The sequence below is a fragment of the Rivularia sp. PCC 7116 genome, assembly GCF_000316665.1.
Taxonomy (GTDB): domain Bacteria; phylum Cyanobacteriota; class Cyanobacteriia; order Cyanobacteriales; family Nostocaceae; genus Rivularia.
Map to the genome: position 1 here is coordinate 5,223,080 of NC_019678.1, position 16,649 is coordinate 5,239,728.

Consider the following 16,649-nt stretch of genomic DNA (forward strand, 5'->3'; position numbering starts at 1 on the left):
GTTTAACCATGAGTGAATCTTTGACTGCGGAAATTTTTGCCGCTTTAGATATCTTAGTTTTGGAACGACTAGATATTGGTAAATTTAAATTTATAGGTGATATACCAAAATGGGTAAGACGGTTTTGCCGTAAAAATTTGCAATCAGGAATGGAAATCTTAGTTCCTGAAGAAGACTTTCCTTTTATAGAAAATTTTTTAATTGATGCCGAAGAATATTGGCTTGAAAATTCAAATAAGCCTTTAAAATCCGGAATATGGAGCGATTTTGATATAGGCAGTAAGGAATTTCATTTTGAAGCTTCTGCTTTAGTCGTAGATGATAAAAAAATATTACTTATCGAGATGATGAGCGATTCTTATATCGAAAAACAAAATTTGATTCAGCAAGCTAGAGAAAATAAGCTCAATTATACTAATGTAATTAAAGAAAAACAGAAAAAGGAAGTCTTAATTCACTGTATTATACATGACGTTGCCGGACAGTTAAGCGGGATTAATTGCTGTTTTGCCCTACTGGAATTAGAACATTTAACAGAAAAAGGTAAAGAACGTTTAGAAATTGGTAGAAAGCAAACTTTTCAACAAGAAATGTTGATTAGAGAAATCTTAAATGCATTCTCTACAGAAGTTGAATCATTAGAAAGTTTTACCAATAAATTTGATACAGCACCAGATATTTTAGCATCAGCACGTAGCGTCATTGAACTACTAACACCAACTTATGTATTGAATAAAATGCGATTGCAGCTTGCTGAGGATATAGATACTTCCTTGAATTGGCAAGTAGTTGGAGACAGATCGCGTTTAGATAGGATATTTGCGAATTTAATCGAAAATGCTTACCGCCATAGTCCCTCGGAGTCTACAGTTACTGTAAATTTAGTTTCTCAAGCAGGCTATATTACTGCCAGCGTAGAAGATGAAGGAAGCGGTGTACCAGAAGAAATTGCCGATACTTTATTTCAAAAGTTTACCCAAGGAAATAAACAATCTGGTAAATCTGGACTCGGGCTTTATTTCTGTAAAATAACAGTCGAACGCTGGGGAGGAGAAATCGGTTTTATGCCTCGTGAAGGTGGAGGTTCTAAATTTTGGTTTCGTTTGTTAAAAGCTGATGAGGGATAGGTAATTGGTAATGGGTAATGGGTAATTGGGATAAAATATGGCTCTTAATTTATTTTTTTCCTACTGCCTGTTTACGACTATTTAATTAGTAACCCCTTGTTAGGAATAATTAATATTTTTAATTTCTAACTCCTAACTCCTAACTCCTAATTCATCATTGTTAACCTTATTCAACGAGTAAATATCAGTATCCCGTCCAAAAGCGAAACGTAAAGACGCAGGTAAATTTTTACTTGATAAAGTTATAAAGATGATGATTGCTATGAAGGTAATACCGAAATTAAAGCCGAATATACTGCGATAACCAATTTGTTGAGCAATTATACCAAAAGTTGGTGGTGCAAGAGCTACTCCAATATCAAAACCTGTCATGCATAAACTAAAAGTCCTTCCTCTTTCTTGAGGATAACTTCTATCAGTTATCATCGCCGCAATCATGGGAATTATCGTACCGCCACCAATTCCTTGGGCTGTTGCTGCTAGTAGAAAATCTACCGAACTATTGGCATTCCACAACAATAACATTGCCAATGTATAGCAAATTAAACTCAAAGTAATAAATAAACCTCTGCCAAATCTATCGCTAGCCTTTCCAAAGAAAAACCGAGAAAAAAAGCTGGCGATCGCCACTGCCGTATAAAACAATCCAGGATTTAAATCGACTTCGGTTGACTTGATAAATAACGGTACAAAAGTATGTAATGTTCCTAGCGTTAAACCAATCATTAATAAGAGAATAGCGGGAATTCTCATTCTAGGACTAATCAACTTTCGCCAAAATGAACCATCGCTATTTATAACTTTTTCTTGTGCTTTAACTATGGGATTAATAATTGGTATGGTAAATAATAATCCTACACAAGCTAAAGTCGTGGAAAATATAAATAATGCCGTATAACCAGCAGTTTCCATTAAATAACCACCTAATGCTGGCCCAATTGCTAAACCAACCGGATTAACCAAACTCATATAGCCAATTAATTCACCGCGATTCTCTACAGGTGCAATATCTGCAACCAATGCTAAAAATGCAGTCGAAAAAGCAGCAATACTAATACCATGAAAAATACGAATAGCAATTAATAGCGGTATAGATTGAGTAAAATTGTAGCCAATTGGGGCTATTGCAGCCGATAAAATACCGATTATCAAAACTATTTTTCGACCTTTTTTATCAGCTAATTGACCTAACAATGGACGAAATAACAACAATCCAATAGCAAAGCTACCCATTACTAAGCCAATCTGCTGCTTGCTGGCTCCAATATCTTCAATATAAAGCGGTAAAGTGGGTAGCATAGAAGATAAACTAGCCCAAAATAATAAACCTGCTGCGAATAATACCAGCAGGTTTCGTCGTAAGTTACCATCAAGTGAAAATAAAACTTTCACGGTAGATACAAGTATTGTGTGAGGTTGGCGATTTGTAGTTTTTTACTCGCGATTTATCACAATTTTGAGTAGAAGACTACAAAGTCCATGTTACATTACTTCACATAGAATATAAAATTGTTTGCAATTTAACTATTAAGTGAGCGGTTACCTATTCTCTCCTTCTGGGTAAAATACATGGCAATTCCCTTTTCATAATAAGCAACCTCGTTAATAAATACTGGATACACTGTTTTATCTCCTTCGTAAAAAATATCCTTACCATCAAAAGAGATAAAAATCGGATTCCCAGGATGTAGTGGTTTATAGTCTTGAAACTGCAACTGGGGATGAATCATAGCTTCGATTTCTCCATCTTGATTTCTAGGATAATCAACTTTTTCCGATACGCGATAAAAGGTTAAATTTCCTGGTGCAGCTAATGATTGTCCTTTTCTATCAGCTTCAAGGTAGTCCAAAGTCGCATGAATTAAATCTTCAGTTTCTTGAAATAACTTCGCGTCTAATAAACCATTGGCAATCGCTCCCACTTCGATAGCAATACCTAATTCTGCAAGACTTCTCAAATGACATGGCTTTTGATTGGGAGCATATTGTAAAACTTTTACCTTGGGATTAATTTCTGTGAGGTAAGCAGATAGGCGTAATAAATAAGGATGATTGCTAGATAAAATTATCGTCAATCCCATATTTGCAGTTGTACTGTGCAAATCAATGATTAAATCTATTTTTTCTTGCTGAATTCGTTGAGCAATGCTTTTAGCTGTTGATTGCTCGTAATTCATCAGAAGAGGGTTCTCTAAATCTTGGGGATTAAAAGCCCGGTTTAAGTCTGTATCGATATACCTTCTTCCCATTGCAATCGCTTTCTTATTTGCCAATAAAGTAACAGTTTCGACCCCATTACGTTGAATTTGTAGGGGAAATCGTTGAAATTTTTTAGCTAAAAATACTCCTGTGATTTCTCCACCATGAGTACCTCCAACTAAGGCAACTCGTTCGATTGGTATAACCATAATCTGACTATGTTATTTAATATTTGTTGATGTCATCAGTGTAGAGAAAATAGTATTATTTCGTATAGTATATATTTCATATATTAGTATTTAAAAAAATATATATTTATATGAAAAACCGAAGCTTACAAAGTATTGAATTACAAGATTTACGTTACTTTGTCGCAGTTGCCAGTCACGAAACCTGTAACATCAGTGAGGTTGCCGAAAAATTACACATGGCACAACCGAACCTTAGTTCTGCAATTAAGGATTTAGAAAAAAGTTTAGATGTAACGCTATTTAACCGCAAAAAACGTCCGCTACAGTTAACAACAGCAGGGCAAGAATTTTTTCAAGAAGCGGTTTCAATCTTGACTGCTATGAATCGCGCTGTTGAGAATGTTAGGGCAACAAGTAAAGGAGAAATTGGACGGCTAACTATTGGTTTAACCAGTTCTGGTTCAAACAGCATACTACCGGATATTTTGAGAAGATTTCGCGAAGAATTTCCTAACGTCAAACTAATTTGGCGCGAAATGGCAACTCACAATCAGCTACAAGCACTTCGAGAGCGAGCGATGGATGTCGGTTTTTTACATCTGCCTGTAGGAGCAATTGATAATAAAGAACTGAGTTTTACTCCGATTTTAGAAGAACCTTTAGTTACAGTATTGCCAGAAAATCATCCATTAGCCAAAACCAAACAAATTCCGCTGATAGCACTCAAAGAAGAAAAATTCATTCTTCCCGATCTTCAACTTGTTCCGGGATTATCCCAGCAAATTTTGTATTTGTGCAAACGGGCGGGTTTTTTCCCACAAATCACTCTTGAAGCTGCATTTATGCTCACAATTTTGGGGTTTGTTGCAGGGGAATTAGGGATTGCATTACTTCCTGCTAATGTTAAAAATATCCGGCGCAAAGGAGTTGTCTATCGTCCAATTCTTGGAGTTACTCCAAAGATAAAAATGGATATGGTTTGGCGACGCAATGATACATCTGTCATATTAAAAAATTTCTTGAAAATTGCCAAGGAAATTTGCAATTAAGCAACAAAAGCGGCTTTTTGGATTTAATTTATACTGAAAAGAAAACACGCGAATAGAGAAATAAAATTGTGACAGCAAAAGACGCAGCATTTCTTAAGTGCTACGTCTAATGATTATTGAATTCAAATCGTTTTTTCTACTTCAGAGAAATCTGTTCTTTATTCCCCCCAACGACTTCCCGAACTCGGTAAATTGGTCTACCTTGGGACTCGTGGTAAGTACGCATTAACAACTCAGCTAATAATCCAAAGCAAAATAGCTGTACCCCAGTCACCAAAAGCAATACCGCCAATATGAGCAGAGGGCGATCGCCAATTTCTTGACCTAGGATTAATTTTGCCCAGGTTAGATAAGTACTCATGACTCCACCTGCAATCATAAAGATTAAACCCCAAAGTCCAAAAACGTGCATCGGACGGTTGAGGAATTTTTTCATAAAAGCAATGGTAAATAAGTCCATCACTACTCGGAAAGTACGACCCAAGCCGTATTTACTGCTACCAAAACGTCTTGCGTGGTGACGAACTGGCATTTCGGTGATTCTTGCACCTTCAATGTAGGCGAGAGCAGGTAGAAAGCGGTGTAGCTCTCCGTATAGGTTCATATCTGCTACAAGTTCGGTACGATAGGCTTTAAGGGAACAACCATAATCGTGAACGTTAACGCTGGTAATACGACGAATTAACCAGTTAGCAATTTTAGAAGGTAGCAAGCGGGTTAGAGCAGCATCTTGGCGATTTTTACGCCAACCATTTACCAAGTCGTAACCTTCATCCAACTTCGCTAGAAGCATAGGGATATCAACAGGGTCGTTTTGTAAATCGGCATCTAAAGTTACAATAGCTTTACCTCGTGCATGATAAAAACCTGCTGCCATCGCGGCAGTTTGACCGTAATTGCGTCGTAGAATAATGCTTTTCAGGTCTGTACGTGCTTGTGCTTTTTCTTTTAATAACTGTACCGAACCATCGGTAGAACCGTCATCAATGCAGATAATTTCATAACTCAAATTACTTTCAATCAAAGTGGATGAAATTTCTTCAATTAAATGAGGCAAACTTTCCACTTCGTTATGCACCGGCACTACAACTGAAACATCCAAAGCGTAAGGTATTGTACCTTCTTGAGCCAATCTTTCAGAAACAAACCCATTTCTCATAATTTTTTTAATCCTTCCTTAGCCTTTTTGCGGGATGTAACTGCTTACTACCCTTCCGACACCACGTAGCTGTTTGTAATATGACTGACTAACCTCGTCTCCCTGTTCCGAAAGAAGGTCAATTCCAATACCATTTCGTCCTTTATCTTTACCAGAACTATGGATGTATTTATCATCTCCCAAATAAAGCCCTACATGAGTTGCTTTTTGAGGAGTCCCAAAAAATATTAAATCACCTTCCTGTAAAGAGTTTGCATCAAAATTCTCTACAGTACAAACTTGTTTTAGAAATGCTTCTTGCTGGTAAGCATCTCTTGGTAAGCGAATCCCTACAGAAGCAAAAGCTTTTTGCATCAGCCCCGAGCAATCAAAATTCGGCCCCACAGTACCACCCCAAAGGTAGTAATTTGGTTGTTGCATAGCTTTGCGAGTAAATGCGATAACTTCGGGTATCAGTTTCTTTATTTGGGCTTCAGAAAATGATTTAATTTGCAATGGTTCAACTGCTGGTGATAATGATTTCAGATCGCTTATCGACAACCAACCGGGATAATCATCTTCACACAAGCATACCTGTACGGAGGTGGAATTTAAAGTGTCTAAGATTACATTTAGATGCCTTCCTTTCTCAGCTTGAGTTGATAAGTCCTTGCATTCGGGAGAATCGTAGATATTCAAATCGGCTTCAGTTACGTATTCAACGTTTACTTGCAATTCCTCTTGAGAGACCATAAAAATTTGTAAGTATTAACAACGAATTTTAATTCAAAATTGGACGACGACTATGTTTTTTAAGCACGACGAACAACTAGAACAACTCGGTAATGGTATTTTAGAGGCTACTTGGGCTAAATTTCCTACGTTAGCTCGTAACCAAATTGCCTTAACTTGGATTATTTACGACCCTCCGGTACCTGTAAATACTGGTGGTGCTTTAACTCCCAATGCTTTCTGGAATCATTCTGTACGCGGTTTTAATTATCGTGGTGGAGAAAGAATTTATCCGGCTTCTGTAATCAAGCTGTTTTATTTACTTGCAGTACATGAATGGCTGGAGAAAGGCATGGTTGAGAACTCAGAAGAGTTACAGCGAGCCTTGCGGGATATGATTGTAGATTCTAGTAATGATGCTACCAGCTTAATTGTAGATGTACTAACTGGTACAACTTCCGGCCCAGAATTACCCCCCGGACCTTTTGAAACGTGGAAACAGCAGCGTCATCTTGTGAACCGCTACTTACAATCTTTAGGCTGGGAAGAATTACAGGCAGTAAATGTATGCCAAAAAACCTGGGGTGATGGCCCATACGGAAGAGAACGGGCATTTTACGGACAGTTATTAGAAAATCGCAATATGTTAACTACTAACGCGATCGCGAGATTATTGCACGCTATCGTTGGTGGGGTTGCAGTCAGCGCCACACGTTCCCAAGAAATGATGAATGTCATGAAGCGCAGTTTAAATCCTGATGAATTACCCAAAGATGTAGAAGAAGACCAAATTACTGGTTTTTTAGGTAGTAGTCTTCCCCAAGCAGCGAAAATATGGTCAAAAGGTGGCTGGACTTCTTCTGTATTTCACGACGTGGCTTATATTGAGATACCAGACAAGCGTCCTTATCTATTAATTGTATTTACAGAAGGGAAAGCAAACGCTAAAAGTCGAGAAATTTTACCTTTTGTTTCTGGGCAGGTTATGGAAGCGGTTAGCGGTATGGAATAGGTAGAGGGGGGAAGAGTTGGGAGAGGGGGTAGAGAGGTAGAAAAATTCCTCACTACTCGCTACTCACTCTCCAAACTGGGATAATCAATATATCCCTCTTCTCCACTGGTATAGAAAGTACTGCGGTCGTATTTATTAAGTTCGGCATTCAAAGCGAAACGTTTGGGTAAATCGGGATTGGAAACAAATAAACGACCGTATGCTATAAAATCAGCATGATTATCTTTGATGAATTCTTCTCCCGTTTCGCGAGTGTAACCCCCTGCGGTAATAATTGTTTCCTTAAAAATGGGGCGGAAAAATTTTGCTCCTAAACCCGTACCGTCATCTTCAATAGTTACATTACCTTTGATGCGCGGTTCAACTATGTGAAGATAAGCTATTTCTAAGCGATTCAATTGTTCGGCAACATAACCGAAAGTGGCAGCCGGATTGGAATCATGCATATCGTTAAAAATACTGCTAGGAGATAAGCGTACACCTACTCTTTCTCTACCCCAAACATCTATTGCTGCTTGAGTAATTTCCAAAAGAAAACGCGCTCTATTTTCTATCGAACCACCATATTCATCAGTTCTATGATTCGCATTATCCTGTAGAAATTGGTCGGGTAAATAGCCATTTCCAGCATGAATTTCTACTCCATCAAAACCAGCTTCTAATGCGTTTTTCGCTCCTTGTCGAAACTGCTCGATAATTCCAGGAATTTCCTCTAACTTTAATTCTCTAGGAGTTACGTGGGGAAATTGTCCTTCAGGAAGATCGGCTAGATAATCAGCAGCAATAGCACTGGGAGCAACGGGTATGTCACCTTCTTCCAGTAAAGCTGGATGAGCAACTCTTCCTGCGTGCCATAGCTGTAAAAATATTTTGCCACCTTTATTGTGTACGGCTTTGGTAATTTGTTTCCAACCTTCTATTTGTTCTCGATTGTAAATCCCTGGTGTGTTGGCATAACCAAGTCCGTTACGAGCTACTTGAGTTGCTTCACTAATAATTAATCCAGCAGAAGCCCGTTGAGCATAATAAATAGTATTCATCGGTTGGGGGACAAAACCATTACCCGCACGACAGCGAGTTAAAGGAGCGAGAATCATTCGATTTTCTAATTTCATATCACCCAAAGTAGCGGGAGAAAGTAATTCGAGGTTGCTAGCAGTTGCGGTAGTCATAATTTGTCTCCTTGTGAATGTGTTAGTTCTTTTCTCAACCATGTTTTGAGATTAACTTCATTCACTAAAGATGTGAATACAGCTTTTGTGCCAAACACTTTTGCGTTTTATGCAAAAATAATTCACTTTTTTATGTAGCTCAGCCGAACCTCACCCCGCCCTCCGGGCACCCCTCTCCTTATTAATGTAGAGCGGGAAGAGGTAAGGAAATCGTTGTATAACCGGATTTGATATTAAATATAAAAAAATAACTGCCGAGACAGGTGTTATGTCTCGACAGTTTTGAGTTATTTGATTAAGCGGAAATATTTTCAACGTAAACCAGCATTCTCGGTAGAAAGATGAGCAAATCGTTTCTTACCATGCATAAACTGAGAACGTTCGCCAAGAGCTTTCCCTGCTTTCCACAAATACATTCCCAATCTCACCTGCTCCGGTTCCCACTCATTCAATGCTTTGTTAACATCATGATTCTGGTTTACCAAAGCATCGGCAAGGGCAATGGCATTTGCAGCAGCTTTTGAAACACCTGCTGCTGTGTGGGGACGAGGAATAAAGGCTGCATCCCCAACCAGCGCAATGCGATTAAATGCCATTTGCGGTACAGTCAAATCTAAAATGGCTTGGACAAAGGGTTCTTTGGTGGCAGCAACAAGTCTTTGAAAGGGTGGTGCAAGGACTTGATTGGCATACAATCGCATCTGTTGTTCGACTTCTGGGGCAATCGTTCCTGGTGGAATCGAATAGTCACGTCGTTTGCCATTTTTATCGGTGAGAATTGGTGTTAATTCTGTTGTCTCATCGTGGTTGACATACCACACCCAATTAAAGCGACGTTCCCCCGGTACTAAAGACTCATTCTCTCCCGGAATCACGTATTGAAGAATGTGGGAGTTGGGAAATTGGTAAAAGACGAAACGCTCACTCAGCATAGCAGCAGTTTCTGCGTCTAGTTCCCTTTCGTCAACTAATCCCCGATAGGCAACATAGCCAGCATATTGCGGTTTATAGCTCGGGAGGAGTAGTTTCCTAACTGTTGAATTTGCACCATCAGCACCAATTAATAAATCGCCTGTATCAGAAGTGCCATCTGCAAAAGTAGCTGTCACCCTTTCATCATCCTGGGTTACTTCTGTCAGGGTTTTTCCTTGGTGGTAGCGCTCTGCCGAAAAATGTCGGCGCATAGTGCCATACAACAAATTCCAGGATGTCAAAGTCTGACGCATGGGCATACTAGTAGCAATAGTGCCATCCTGTTTTAAGTAAAATCGCTCGTGTGCCACTACGCCGAAGGGTGCTTCATAGGTTACACCAGCCCGCTCAAATGCTTCTACAATTTCTGGTTGTAATACTATTCCACCACCGCGACTATCAAGACTGTGGGAGGAACGCTCGTAAATATTCACCTCCCAACCAATTGATTGCAACAAGATTCCTGTAAACAATCCGCCCAATGAACCGCCGATGACAATAGCGCGTAATCGTGTTTTGTTCATCATCAAACCTCTGTTAACTCATGGACAGCGTTTTGCAATGTACTTAAAAACACCTCAACAGGCTGGGCACCAGATAAAATTTCTTTACCAATACGGATGCTAGGAACGCCGCGAATACCTCTTGAAACTGCTCTGTTTTCTAAATCGCGCACTTCCTGAGTACCAGCATCACTCTGAAGAAATTCTATAGTTACGTCTCTATCGATACCGATGTCTGCTGCTAGATTAGCCAAGATTTCAACACTGCTAATGTTTTGTCCTTCGGTAAAATATGCCGTAAATATCCGTTCAGCTAAGTAGGTAGCTTTACCTTGTTGAGATGCAAACCAAACCAGTCGATGGGCTTTGTGCGTATTGGGCGTAAACTCCATCAAGTCATAGCGAAAATTAATGTCATCCTCTTGCGTTGCCAAGATGGTTTTTGCATCTAACTGCTGGGAATATTCCCAACTACCAAATTTTTGGCTGCGGTATATTTTGCGCTCCATCCCGATTTCTGGCATGTCTGGATTCAACTCAAAGGGATACCAAACGCGCTCAATATTTACTGAAGAATTCAGTTGAGCGATCGCCTTATTCAATCGCTTTTCTGCAACCAAACACCAGGGACAAATAAAATCCGAGGTGATTTCAATTGTTAAGTTCATGTTTGTCTCCTGTTTTGGATAACATCTTGACCTTAACCTAGCTCATAATAAATGTTAATATAGCTTTTGCGCCAAATAGTTTTGCGTTTTATGCAAAAGTAAATAATGGATCAATTTGCTGCAATGCAAGCCTTTGTAAAGGTAGTTGACACGGGTAGTTTTTCCGAAGCATCTCGGCAGTTAGGAGTTGCGGTTTCTTCTGTAACTCGTCAAGTTAATTCTCTTGAAACCATGCTGCATACTCAATTAACTAACCGTTCCACCCGCAGCGTTACCCTTACCCCTCAAGGACGCAGGTATTATGAAAAAGTGGTACGAATTCTGGCTGATGTGGAAGCAGCTAATTGTTCGGTGGCAGAACAAGATGAAGTACCGCGAGGTTTGCTCAAAGTAAGTCTTCCCGTAGCTTTTGGAAGACTCTATATTGCACCGTTGATTAAAGATTTTTTGGTACAGTATCCCGAAATGCAGCTAAATTTGATTTTGAGCGATGCATTAGCTAATCCGGTGGAAGAAGAATTAGATTTAGTTATTCGTCTCGGTAATCTTGAACGTTCTGGTGCTAGTTGGATTGTCCGCAAACTTACATCTTATACGCGCTGTGTTTGTGGAAGTCCGCGTTATTTTGAGCAGTATGGTATACCAGAGCATCCCGACGATTTAGTCAATCACAATTGTTTATGCTTTAGCTACTCTACCGGCTATGAAATTTGGCGATTTAAGCGAGATAAAGAAGTTTGTGAGGTGAAAGTTAAAGGCTCGTTGGTAGCGAATAATTCTGAAGTACTTCGACAAGCTTGTTTAGATGGGTTGGGTTTAATTTTGATGCCAACTTGGTTGATTGGCGAAGATATTAGTGAAGGGAAATTGCAAGCAGTTCTTCAGGATTTTCAGTTTCATCCATTAGTAGATATGGATGCAGGAATTTACGCGCTTTATCTACCGAATCGTCGCGATGCACTTCGAGTTCAAACTTTTGTTAATTTTTTGATTCAACAGTTCAATAAATAAGTAATTAAATTAATCATTTAGAGAAATACAAACTCTTATAATCAATATCATCTAGGATTACTATAGAGTCAGCCTCAAATAAGAAGCTGTCTTAGTTTTTCAAGTATTTTAACCATAAACCCTAATGCCACTCCAAAATACAGACAATCCTTTTAGATCGCTCAAGTTTCGTTATTTGGTGTTGCGGTTTATAGTTGTATCCCTAATTACTACCTCTGGATTAATTTTTTTGCAAACAAGTGGCGGCTTAAAATTAAATCAGCAAGACTCAGTAATCGCAATCTATATTGTCCAGTTTGTGTTACTTTGCCTTTGGTCGGTAAAAGACTTTGAACGCTTGAGAGCTAAACTTAAATATGTAGTAGGCGATTTTCCAAAAAACTATAATTGGCTGTGGTTAGCGTGGTTAGTTCCACTAGCGATAATTTTTTCCCTTAGTGCGTTCATAGTATTATTTTATTTACTCTCATTAGCAGCACCGTATTTTGTCGAACAACTTCTACGCAATGTTGCGAATACTCCAACCGTTGAAAATTCCAACTCTTTGGCATCTAATCTGTTGGTAAGTCTTGCATTTTGTATAGTAGCGCCAGTAACGGAGGAATTTCTGTTTAGAGGAATTATATTACAACGTTGGGCAACTAAATGGGGAATCCGTGCGGGCTTGTTATCCTCATCATTGCTTTTCGGTTTTTTACATCCCCAAAATCCAATTGGATTGACGTTGTTAGGAATCATTCTCGGGCTGCTTTACATTAAAACGCGCTCTCTAATTATGCCAATTGCTTTTCACGCCTTAAATAACATTCTAGCTGTATCATCGCAACTTCTACCCAGCGATTCATCGAGTTACGAACCAGCACAGAGCCTGCAAAATTTAATTAATTATTGGTGGTTGGGTCTTCTAATGATGTCAATCTCATTACCTATATTATTACGCTTTGTCTGGAAAAACTGGCCTCCTAAAGATACAATGATTCCCTATTTAAGCAATGCTAATAAAGATAAATAAACGAATAAACTTAATACAATATTGTGCTTTTCATCTTTGAATTAACCATACCCATGTTCATTTTTTATACTTTCTTCGGGAAAACATAACGTGTTGCCCAGAGAGTAAAAAATGGTAAGAAAATTAGATGGACTAATAAAACAGCTAAAGCGATACCAATAACTTGCCAATTTTCTCCTATCATCAGCGTCAAACTGTTAACAGTGTCAGCATCAAAAATAGTATTGACAATATATTCACTACTAGCACCTATTAACAAGAAGACACCAAATAAACTAGTAAAAATTACGTTCCACCATAAATCTAAATGAGGTTTACCAATAGCTATCAATAATTGAGAAGCTGCATTTGCAAAAGGTCTGGGAATTGCTGACAAACAAACTATTATCAGAATAGGTATGGCTGGTATCCATTTCTCACCAAAAACGATAGGAACGTAGATGGGAGCCAAACTAGATTGCAGTAAAACAAAAGGAACAATTATCATCGCAATAGTTCTGATACTGTGGAGATAGCGATGTTTGAACTCACTCCATTCCATACGAGCTTCACATAAGTGAGGCAACATCACCGAACTAATGGCATTGATAATACTTAAACTAATTCCTAAACCAGCATTAAAACCGAAAAAGTAGATTCCTAAATCTTCGACACTGATTAAGCGTCCAACTATCAAATAATCTAGGTTATTTCTCAAAGTTTTAAGTAATCCCACACCCAAAATATTCTTGCCGAAACTTAATATCTCATCCCAATATAGTGTTGTAAATCCTTCTTTGGGTCGCCAAGAATGATATTTGTAATATATGATTATTTCTAAAGGCGCGACTAGAACTATTGGCAAAGCAAACGCCCATACTCCCATGCCCATAACAGCAAAAATTGCTGTTAACACACCAGCAATGGAGAATTGAATAGTGTCGGTAAATGCTATAACTTTAAAACGATTTTCTCTCTGAATTAAAGTTTTTTGGATACCGTAAATAGGCCAAATTAAATAAGCTATTCCACTAACAATTATTGGAAAAATAATCTCTTTACTGCGATAAACCGAAGCGATAGGAAACGATGCAATAGCCTGAATCATGAATAAACTGGCAAAAATTACCCAGTTTAGCCAAAAAGCAGAACTACATAAATGCGGCAGTTCTTTCTCCTCAGCTTGGATAATTTTTGCACCGATACCGACATCAGCGAAAGTAATTGCAAACTCCCGCACTGCAAGAATGATTGCTCCTAAACCATAGTCATGGGGAGTTAAATATCTAGCAGTGATAACTACTAGTCCTAAACGTAGGACTCTATAACATATCTCAGCAATACCTAGCCAGCCCAGATTACGAATAAACTGGCTAGATATTTTTTTATTGATATACCTGGTAATTGCGTTTAAGGAATTCACAATTTGTATTGATGGAAAGTTATTAAATTTTGATACTTAAATAATCGCCATTCTTCAGATTATTTAAGATTCCATAGTGTTGGAAACTAAACCCAATACGTTATTGCGTCCGGCTTCCAATTCATCCAATGCTGTCGAAAGTGATGGACGAACCGTTTTACCGAGTCCGACAACCATCAATATTCCATCGGCATGGGTAGCTAAAATACTGGTGTCTAAACGTCCCAAAATATGAGGAGTATCGTACACCACTAAATCAAAATCAGATTGCGATCGCATTACAAAGTTTCGCATTCTTGGTGAGGAGAAAAGCTTTGCACTATTGCGCGGTATTTCTCCTGCGGTAATCACAAATAAGTTTTCTTCTTCATGAGATTGTCCGAGTGCATCGTTCAAATCTAAACCTTGAGAAAGTATTTCACTCAACCCTTGGGTATTTATCAAACCTAAACTGTGATGTACTTGAGGATTCTGTAAATTTGCATCTACTAAAAGCACTCGTAAACCTGCTTCTGCGGCGGTTTTAGCAAATGTTGCTGCAACGGTTGTTTTCCCTTCTCCCGGATTTGCAGATGTTATTACTAATGAAGCAATAGGGGTTTCTTCTTTTAAAGCTTGAATTCTAGTATACAAAGAATAAAAAGCCTGGATGTAAGGAGATGTTCCATACTCCTTATTGCGTCTGTTTTTACCTGCGGGAAGCAAACGCTCGTCTTTTTCCAAGGTATAAACTAATTCCTTATCGGCAGGAGGCAGTAGTTTCAATTCTCTTAAGTAAGGAATTGTCGCTAATAAGGGTAACTTTGCGGTTCGTTTAACCTCTTTTGAATCGTGAAAAACATTTTGAGCATTTTCTAGCAAAAAGGCAGCTAAAACACCTAGAAGTAATCCTCCTGCTCCTCCCAAAACAATATAGAGTTTACCCTTAGAAGCATCTGCTACATATTGACCAGTTTTGTCTTTTGGCAACCTTGGAGACATAATTAATTCCCAAGGTACTTCCTGCTGTGCGGCATCCACTCTCAAGGCTTCTTGTTTGCCTAAAAGCTGTTTGAGAGTATCGCTAGCAACTTGTAATTCTCGCTCTAAATTGGCATATCTACCGGCAACTACTGGATATTGCTTGATTTGTTGGTTTAATTCACCTAAAGCAGCATCGGTAGCTTTAAAGCTTGCTTCTAATAACTGAATCTGATTCGCAGTTTCAGCCATCTTTTGAATCAAATCGCGGCGCACCGAATTTTGATAAGTCCCAACTGGCGAATTGAGTAAATTATCGGATACTTGCCCGCCCAAAGCCAATTGAGCTTCTCGCTTTAATAAAGGTAATAACTTTTGACGTTGCTGTCGTAAAGATACCATTACTGGATTAGCATCGCTCAAACGTACTGACTCTGTAGCAATTTGAGCTTCTATATCTCTAACCCGCTTCAGAATTTGTTGATACTGGGGTGACTCGCTTAAGGCTGAAGCCGCAATTGCTGCATCTTGTGACATTCCCAACTGACTTTGTAAGGAAGCATAAAGTGACTTAGTTTCTGCAAGTTGTTTGGTAACCTCTATCTTTGTTGTTTCCAGTTCATCAACCCTAGTAAGTAACTGCTTCCCTTGCAGCTCGGGATTAAACAAACTGTAATTTTGTTGAAACCGCTGCATTTCTCCTTGCAAAGTACTGACTCGCAATCGCAATTTCGGAATCTGCTGCTCGACAAATCTGATTCCCTGACGTAAATTCGTTTGCTGCTGTTCGAGACTGTACTTACGGTAAGCTTCAGAGACTTTATCCAAAACAAATAGGACTTTTTGAGGATTGGAATCCTTGTAGCGAATTTCTATAACTCTGGATTCTATTTCACCTTGTGCAAGACGACTGATATGTAACTGCCCGTCTTTAACGCTACTCGGTACTTTACCAGCTTTACTACCTCCAACTAATTTGCTATAGGTAACACCAGGATATTGAGACTGAATTTTCTCAACCACGGGTTCAATGACTTTCGGACTTTTCAAAACTTCTACTAAAGCCTGATAATCTAAAGCCGTATTGTTTTGTCTGGTGATTTTGTTTACATCCTGCTGAAGAGTTTGAGATAGCAAAACTAGCAGTTCGCTTTCGGAATTTCTTAAAGGTTCAACCAATAATTGGAATTTGCCTTCATACTTGGGAGTGCGAGTGGAACCATATATAACAGCCCCCGTAGTTGCGATGACTGCTATGCTAACAATCAAAGCTGCTCGACGACGCAACATCGAAAAAATCTGACCAAAACCAATATTTTCTTCTTCAATATTTGCAGGTCTTTTTAATAACCAGTATGGTTCTCTCGGTAAAGATTTGGTTTCGTTCAAAGGCTGCAAATCGTGTTCTTTTGCTGGCATTTGTGTTTCCATTCAAAATCCCATTTAAAACAATTTCAGATACAGTTTCGGTTAATAAACGAATTGTAAATAAGTTTTCAGC

At 38.7% G+C, this 16,649-nt stretch carries 14 protein-coding genes; 5 read left to right on the plus strand and 9 right to left on the minus strand.

Features of this window, described 5'->3' with window-relative positions; genetic code table 11:
* Positions 1-8 precede the first annotated feature (8 nt).
* Positions 9-1,127 carry a sensor histidine kinase KdpD gene (locus tag RIV7116_RS20180; RefSeq protein WP_015120162.1) on the plus strand — a complete coding sequence of 373 codons (1,119 nt, stop codon included), beginning with the start codon at positions 9-11 and terminating at the stop codon, positions 1,125-1,127.
* Positions 1,128-1,259: 132 nt separating this feature from the next.
* Here the strand turns inward: RIV7116_RS20180 and RIV7116_RS20185 are convergent, their stop codons facing one another.
* Positions 1,260-2,519 carry an MFS transporter gene (locus RIV7116_RS20185; protein WP_015120163.1) on the minus strand — a complete coding sequence of 420 codons (1,260 nt, stop codon included), beginning with the start codon at positions 2,517-2,519 and terminating at the stop codon, positions 1,260-1,262.
* Positions 2,520-2,647: 128 nt separating this feature from the next.
* On the minus strand, positions 2,648-3,535 hold the full coding sequence (locus RIV7116_RS20190; protein ID WP_015120164.1) for an aspartoacylase: 888 nt from the start codon (positions 3,533-3,535) through the stop codon (positions 2,648-2,650).
* 110 nt (positions 3,536-3,645) lie between these two features.
* On the opposite strand from RIV7116_RS20190, the gene RIV7116_RS20195 reads away from it, so the two are divergent.
* Positions 3,646-4,566, plus strand: a complete 921-nt coding sequence (locus tag RIV7116_RS20195; RefSeq protein WP_015120165.1) for a LysR family transcriptional regulator — start codon at positions 3,646-3,648, stop codon at positions 4,564-4,566.
* Between the two features lie 136 nt (positions 4,567-4,702).
* Here RIV7116_RS20195 and RIV7116_RS20200 read toward each other — a convergent pair whose 3' ends face one another.
* Both RIV7116_RS20200 and RIV7116_RS20205 read right to left on the minus strand, forming a co-directional pair.
* A complete protein-coding gene (locus RIV7116_RS20200) occupies positions 4,703-5,725 on the minus strand; it encodes a glycosyltransferase family 2 protein (protein WP_015120166.1) in 1,023 nt (340 codons plus the stop codon).
* 18 nt (positions 5,726-5,743) lie between these two features.
* On the minus strand, positions 5,744-6,457 hold the full coding sequence (locus RIV7116_RS20205) for a C40 family peptidase (protein ID WP_015120167.1): 714 nt from the start codon (positions 6,455-6,457) through the stop codon (positions 5,744-5,746).
* Between the two features lie 52 nt (positions 6,458-6,509).
* Here RIV7116_RS20205 and RIV7116_RS20210 point away from each other — a divergent pair, with 52 nt between their 5' ends.
* Positions 6,510-7,448, plus strand: coding sequence for a serine hydrolase (locus RIV7116_RS20210; protein WP_015120168.1), 939 nt, complete (start codon positions 6,510-6,512; stop codon positions 7,446-7,448).
* Positions 7,449-7,507: 59 nt separating this feature from the next.
* Here RIV7116_RS20210 and RIV7116_RS20215 read toward each other — a convergent pair whose 3' ends face one another.
* The 3 genes from RIV7116_RS20215 to RIV7116_RS20225 form a co-directional block, all read right to left on the minus strand.
* The gene (locus tag RIV7116_RS20215; protein WP_015120169.1) at positions 7,508-8,620 is read right to left on the minus strand and encodes an alkene reductase; all 1,113 of its coding nucleotides are present in this window, start codon (positions 8,618-8,620) and stop codon (positions 7,508-7,510) included.
* A 311-nt stretch (positions 8,621-8,931) separates the two neighbouring features.
* Entirely contained in the window at positions 8,932-10,119 is a 1,188-nt protein-coding gene (locus tag RIV7116_RS20220) for an FAD binding domain-containing protein (RefSeq protein ID WP_232435712.1), read from the minus strand.
* On the minus strand, positions 10,119-10,763 hold the full coding sequence (locus tag RIV7116_RS20225) for a DsbA family oxidoreductase (protein WP_015120171.1): 645 nt from the start codon (positions 10,761-10,763) through the stop codon (positions 10,119-10,121). Before RIV7116_RS20225 ends, RIV7116_RS20220 begins: the two co-directional genes overlap by 1 nt.
* Positions 10,764-10,868: 105 nt before the next feature.
* On the opposite strand from RIV7116_RS20225, the gene RIV7116_RS20230 reads away from it, so the two are divergent.
* Complete coding sequence (locus tag RIV7116_RS20230; RefSeq protein ID WP_015120172.1) at positions 10,869-11,774, plus strand: LysR family transcriptional regulator; 906 nt, start codon at positions 10,869-10,871, stop codon at positions 11,772-11,774.
* Between the two features lie 124 nt (positions 11,775-11,898).
* On the plus strand, positions 11,899-12,786 hold the full coding sequence (locus tag RIV7116_RS20235) for a CPBP family intramembrane glutamic endopeptidase (protein ID WP_015120173.1): 888 nt from the start codon (positions 11,899-11,901) through the stop codon (positions 12,784-12,786).
* Between the two features lie 64 nt (positions 12,787-12,850).
* Here RIV7116_RS20235 and RIV7116_RS20240 read toward each other — a convergent pair whose 3' ends face one another.
* Together RIV7116_RS20240 and RIV7116_RS20245 are read right to left on the minus strand one after the other, a co-directional pair.
* Positions 12,851-14,188 carry a lipopolysaccharide biosynthesis protein gene (locus tag RIV7116_RS20240; protein ID WP_015120174.1) on the minus strand — a complete coding sequence of 446 codons (1,338 nt, stop codon included), beginning with the start codon at positions 14,186-14,188 and terminating at the stop codon, positions 12,851-12,853.
* A 63-nt stretch (positions 14,189-14,251) separates the two neighbouring features.
* Positions 14,252-16,579, minus strand: coding sequence for a tyrosine-protein kinase domain-containing protein (locus tag RIV7116_RS20245; RefSeq protein WP_015120175.1), 2,328 nt, complete (start codon positions 16,577-16,579; stop codon positions 14,252-14,254).
* Positions 16,580-16,649: the final 70 nt, after the last annotated feature.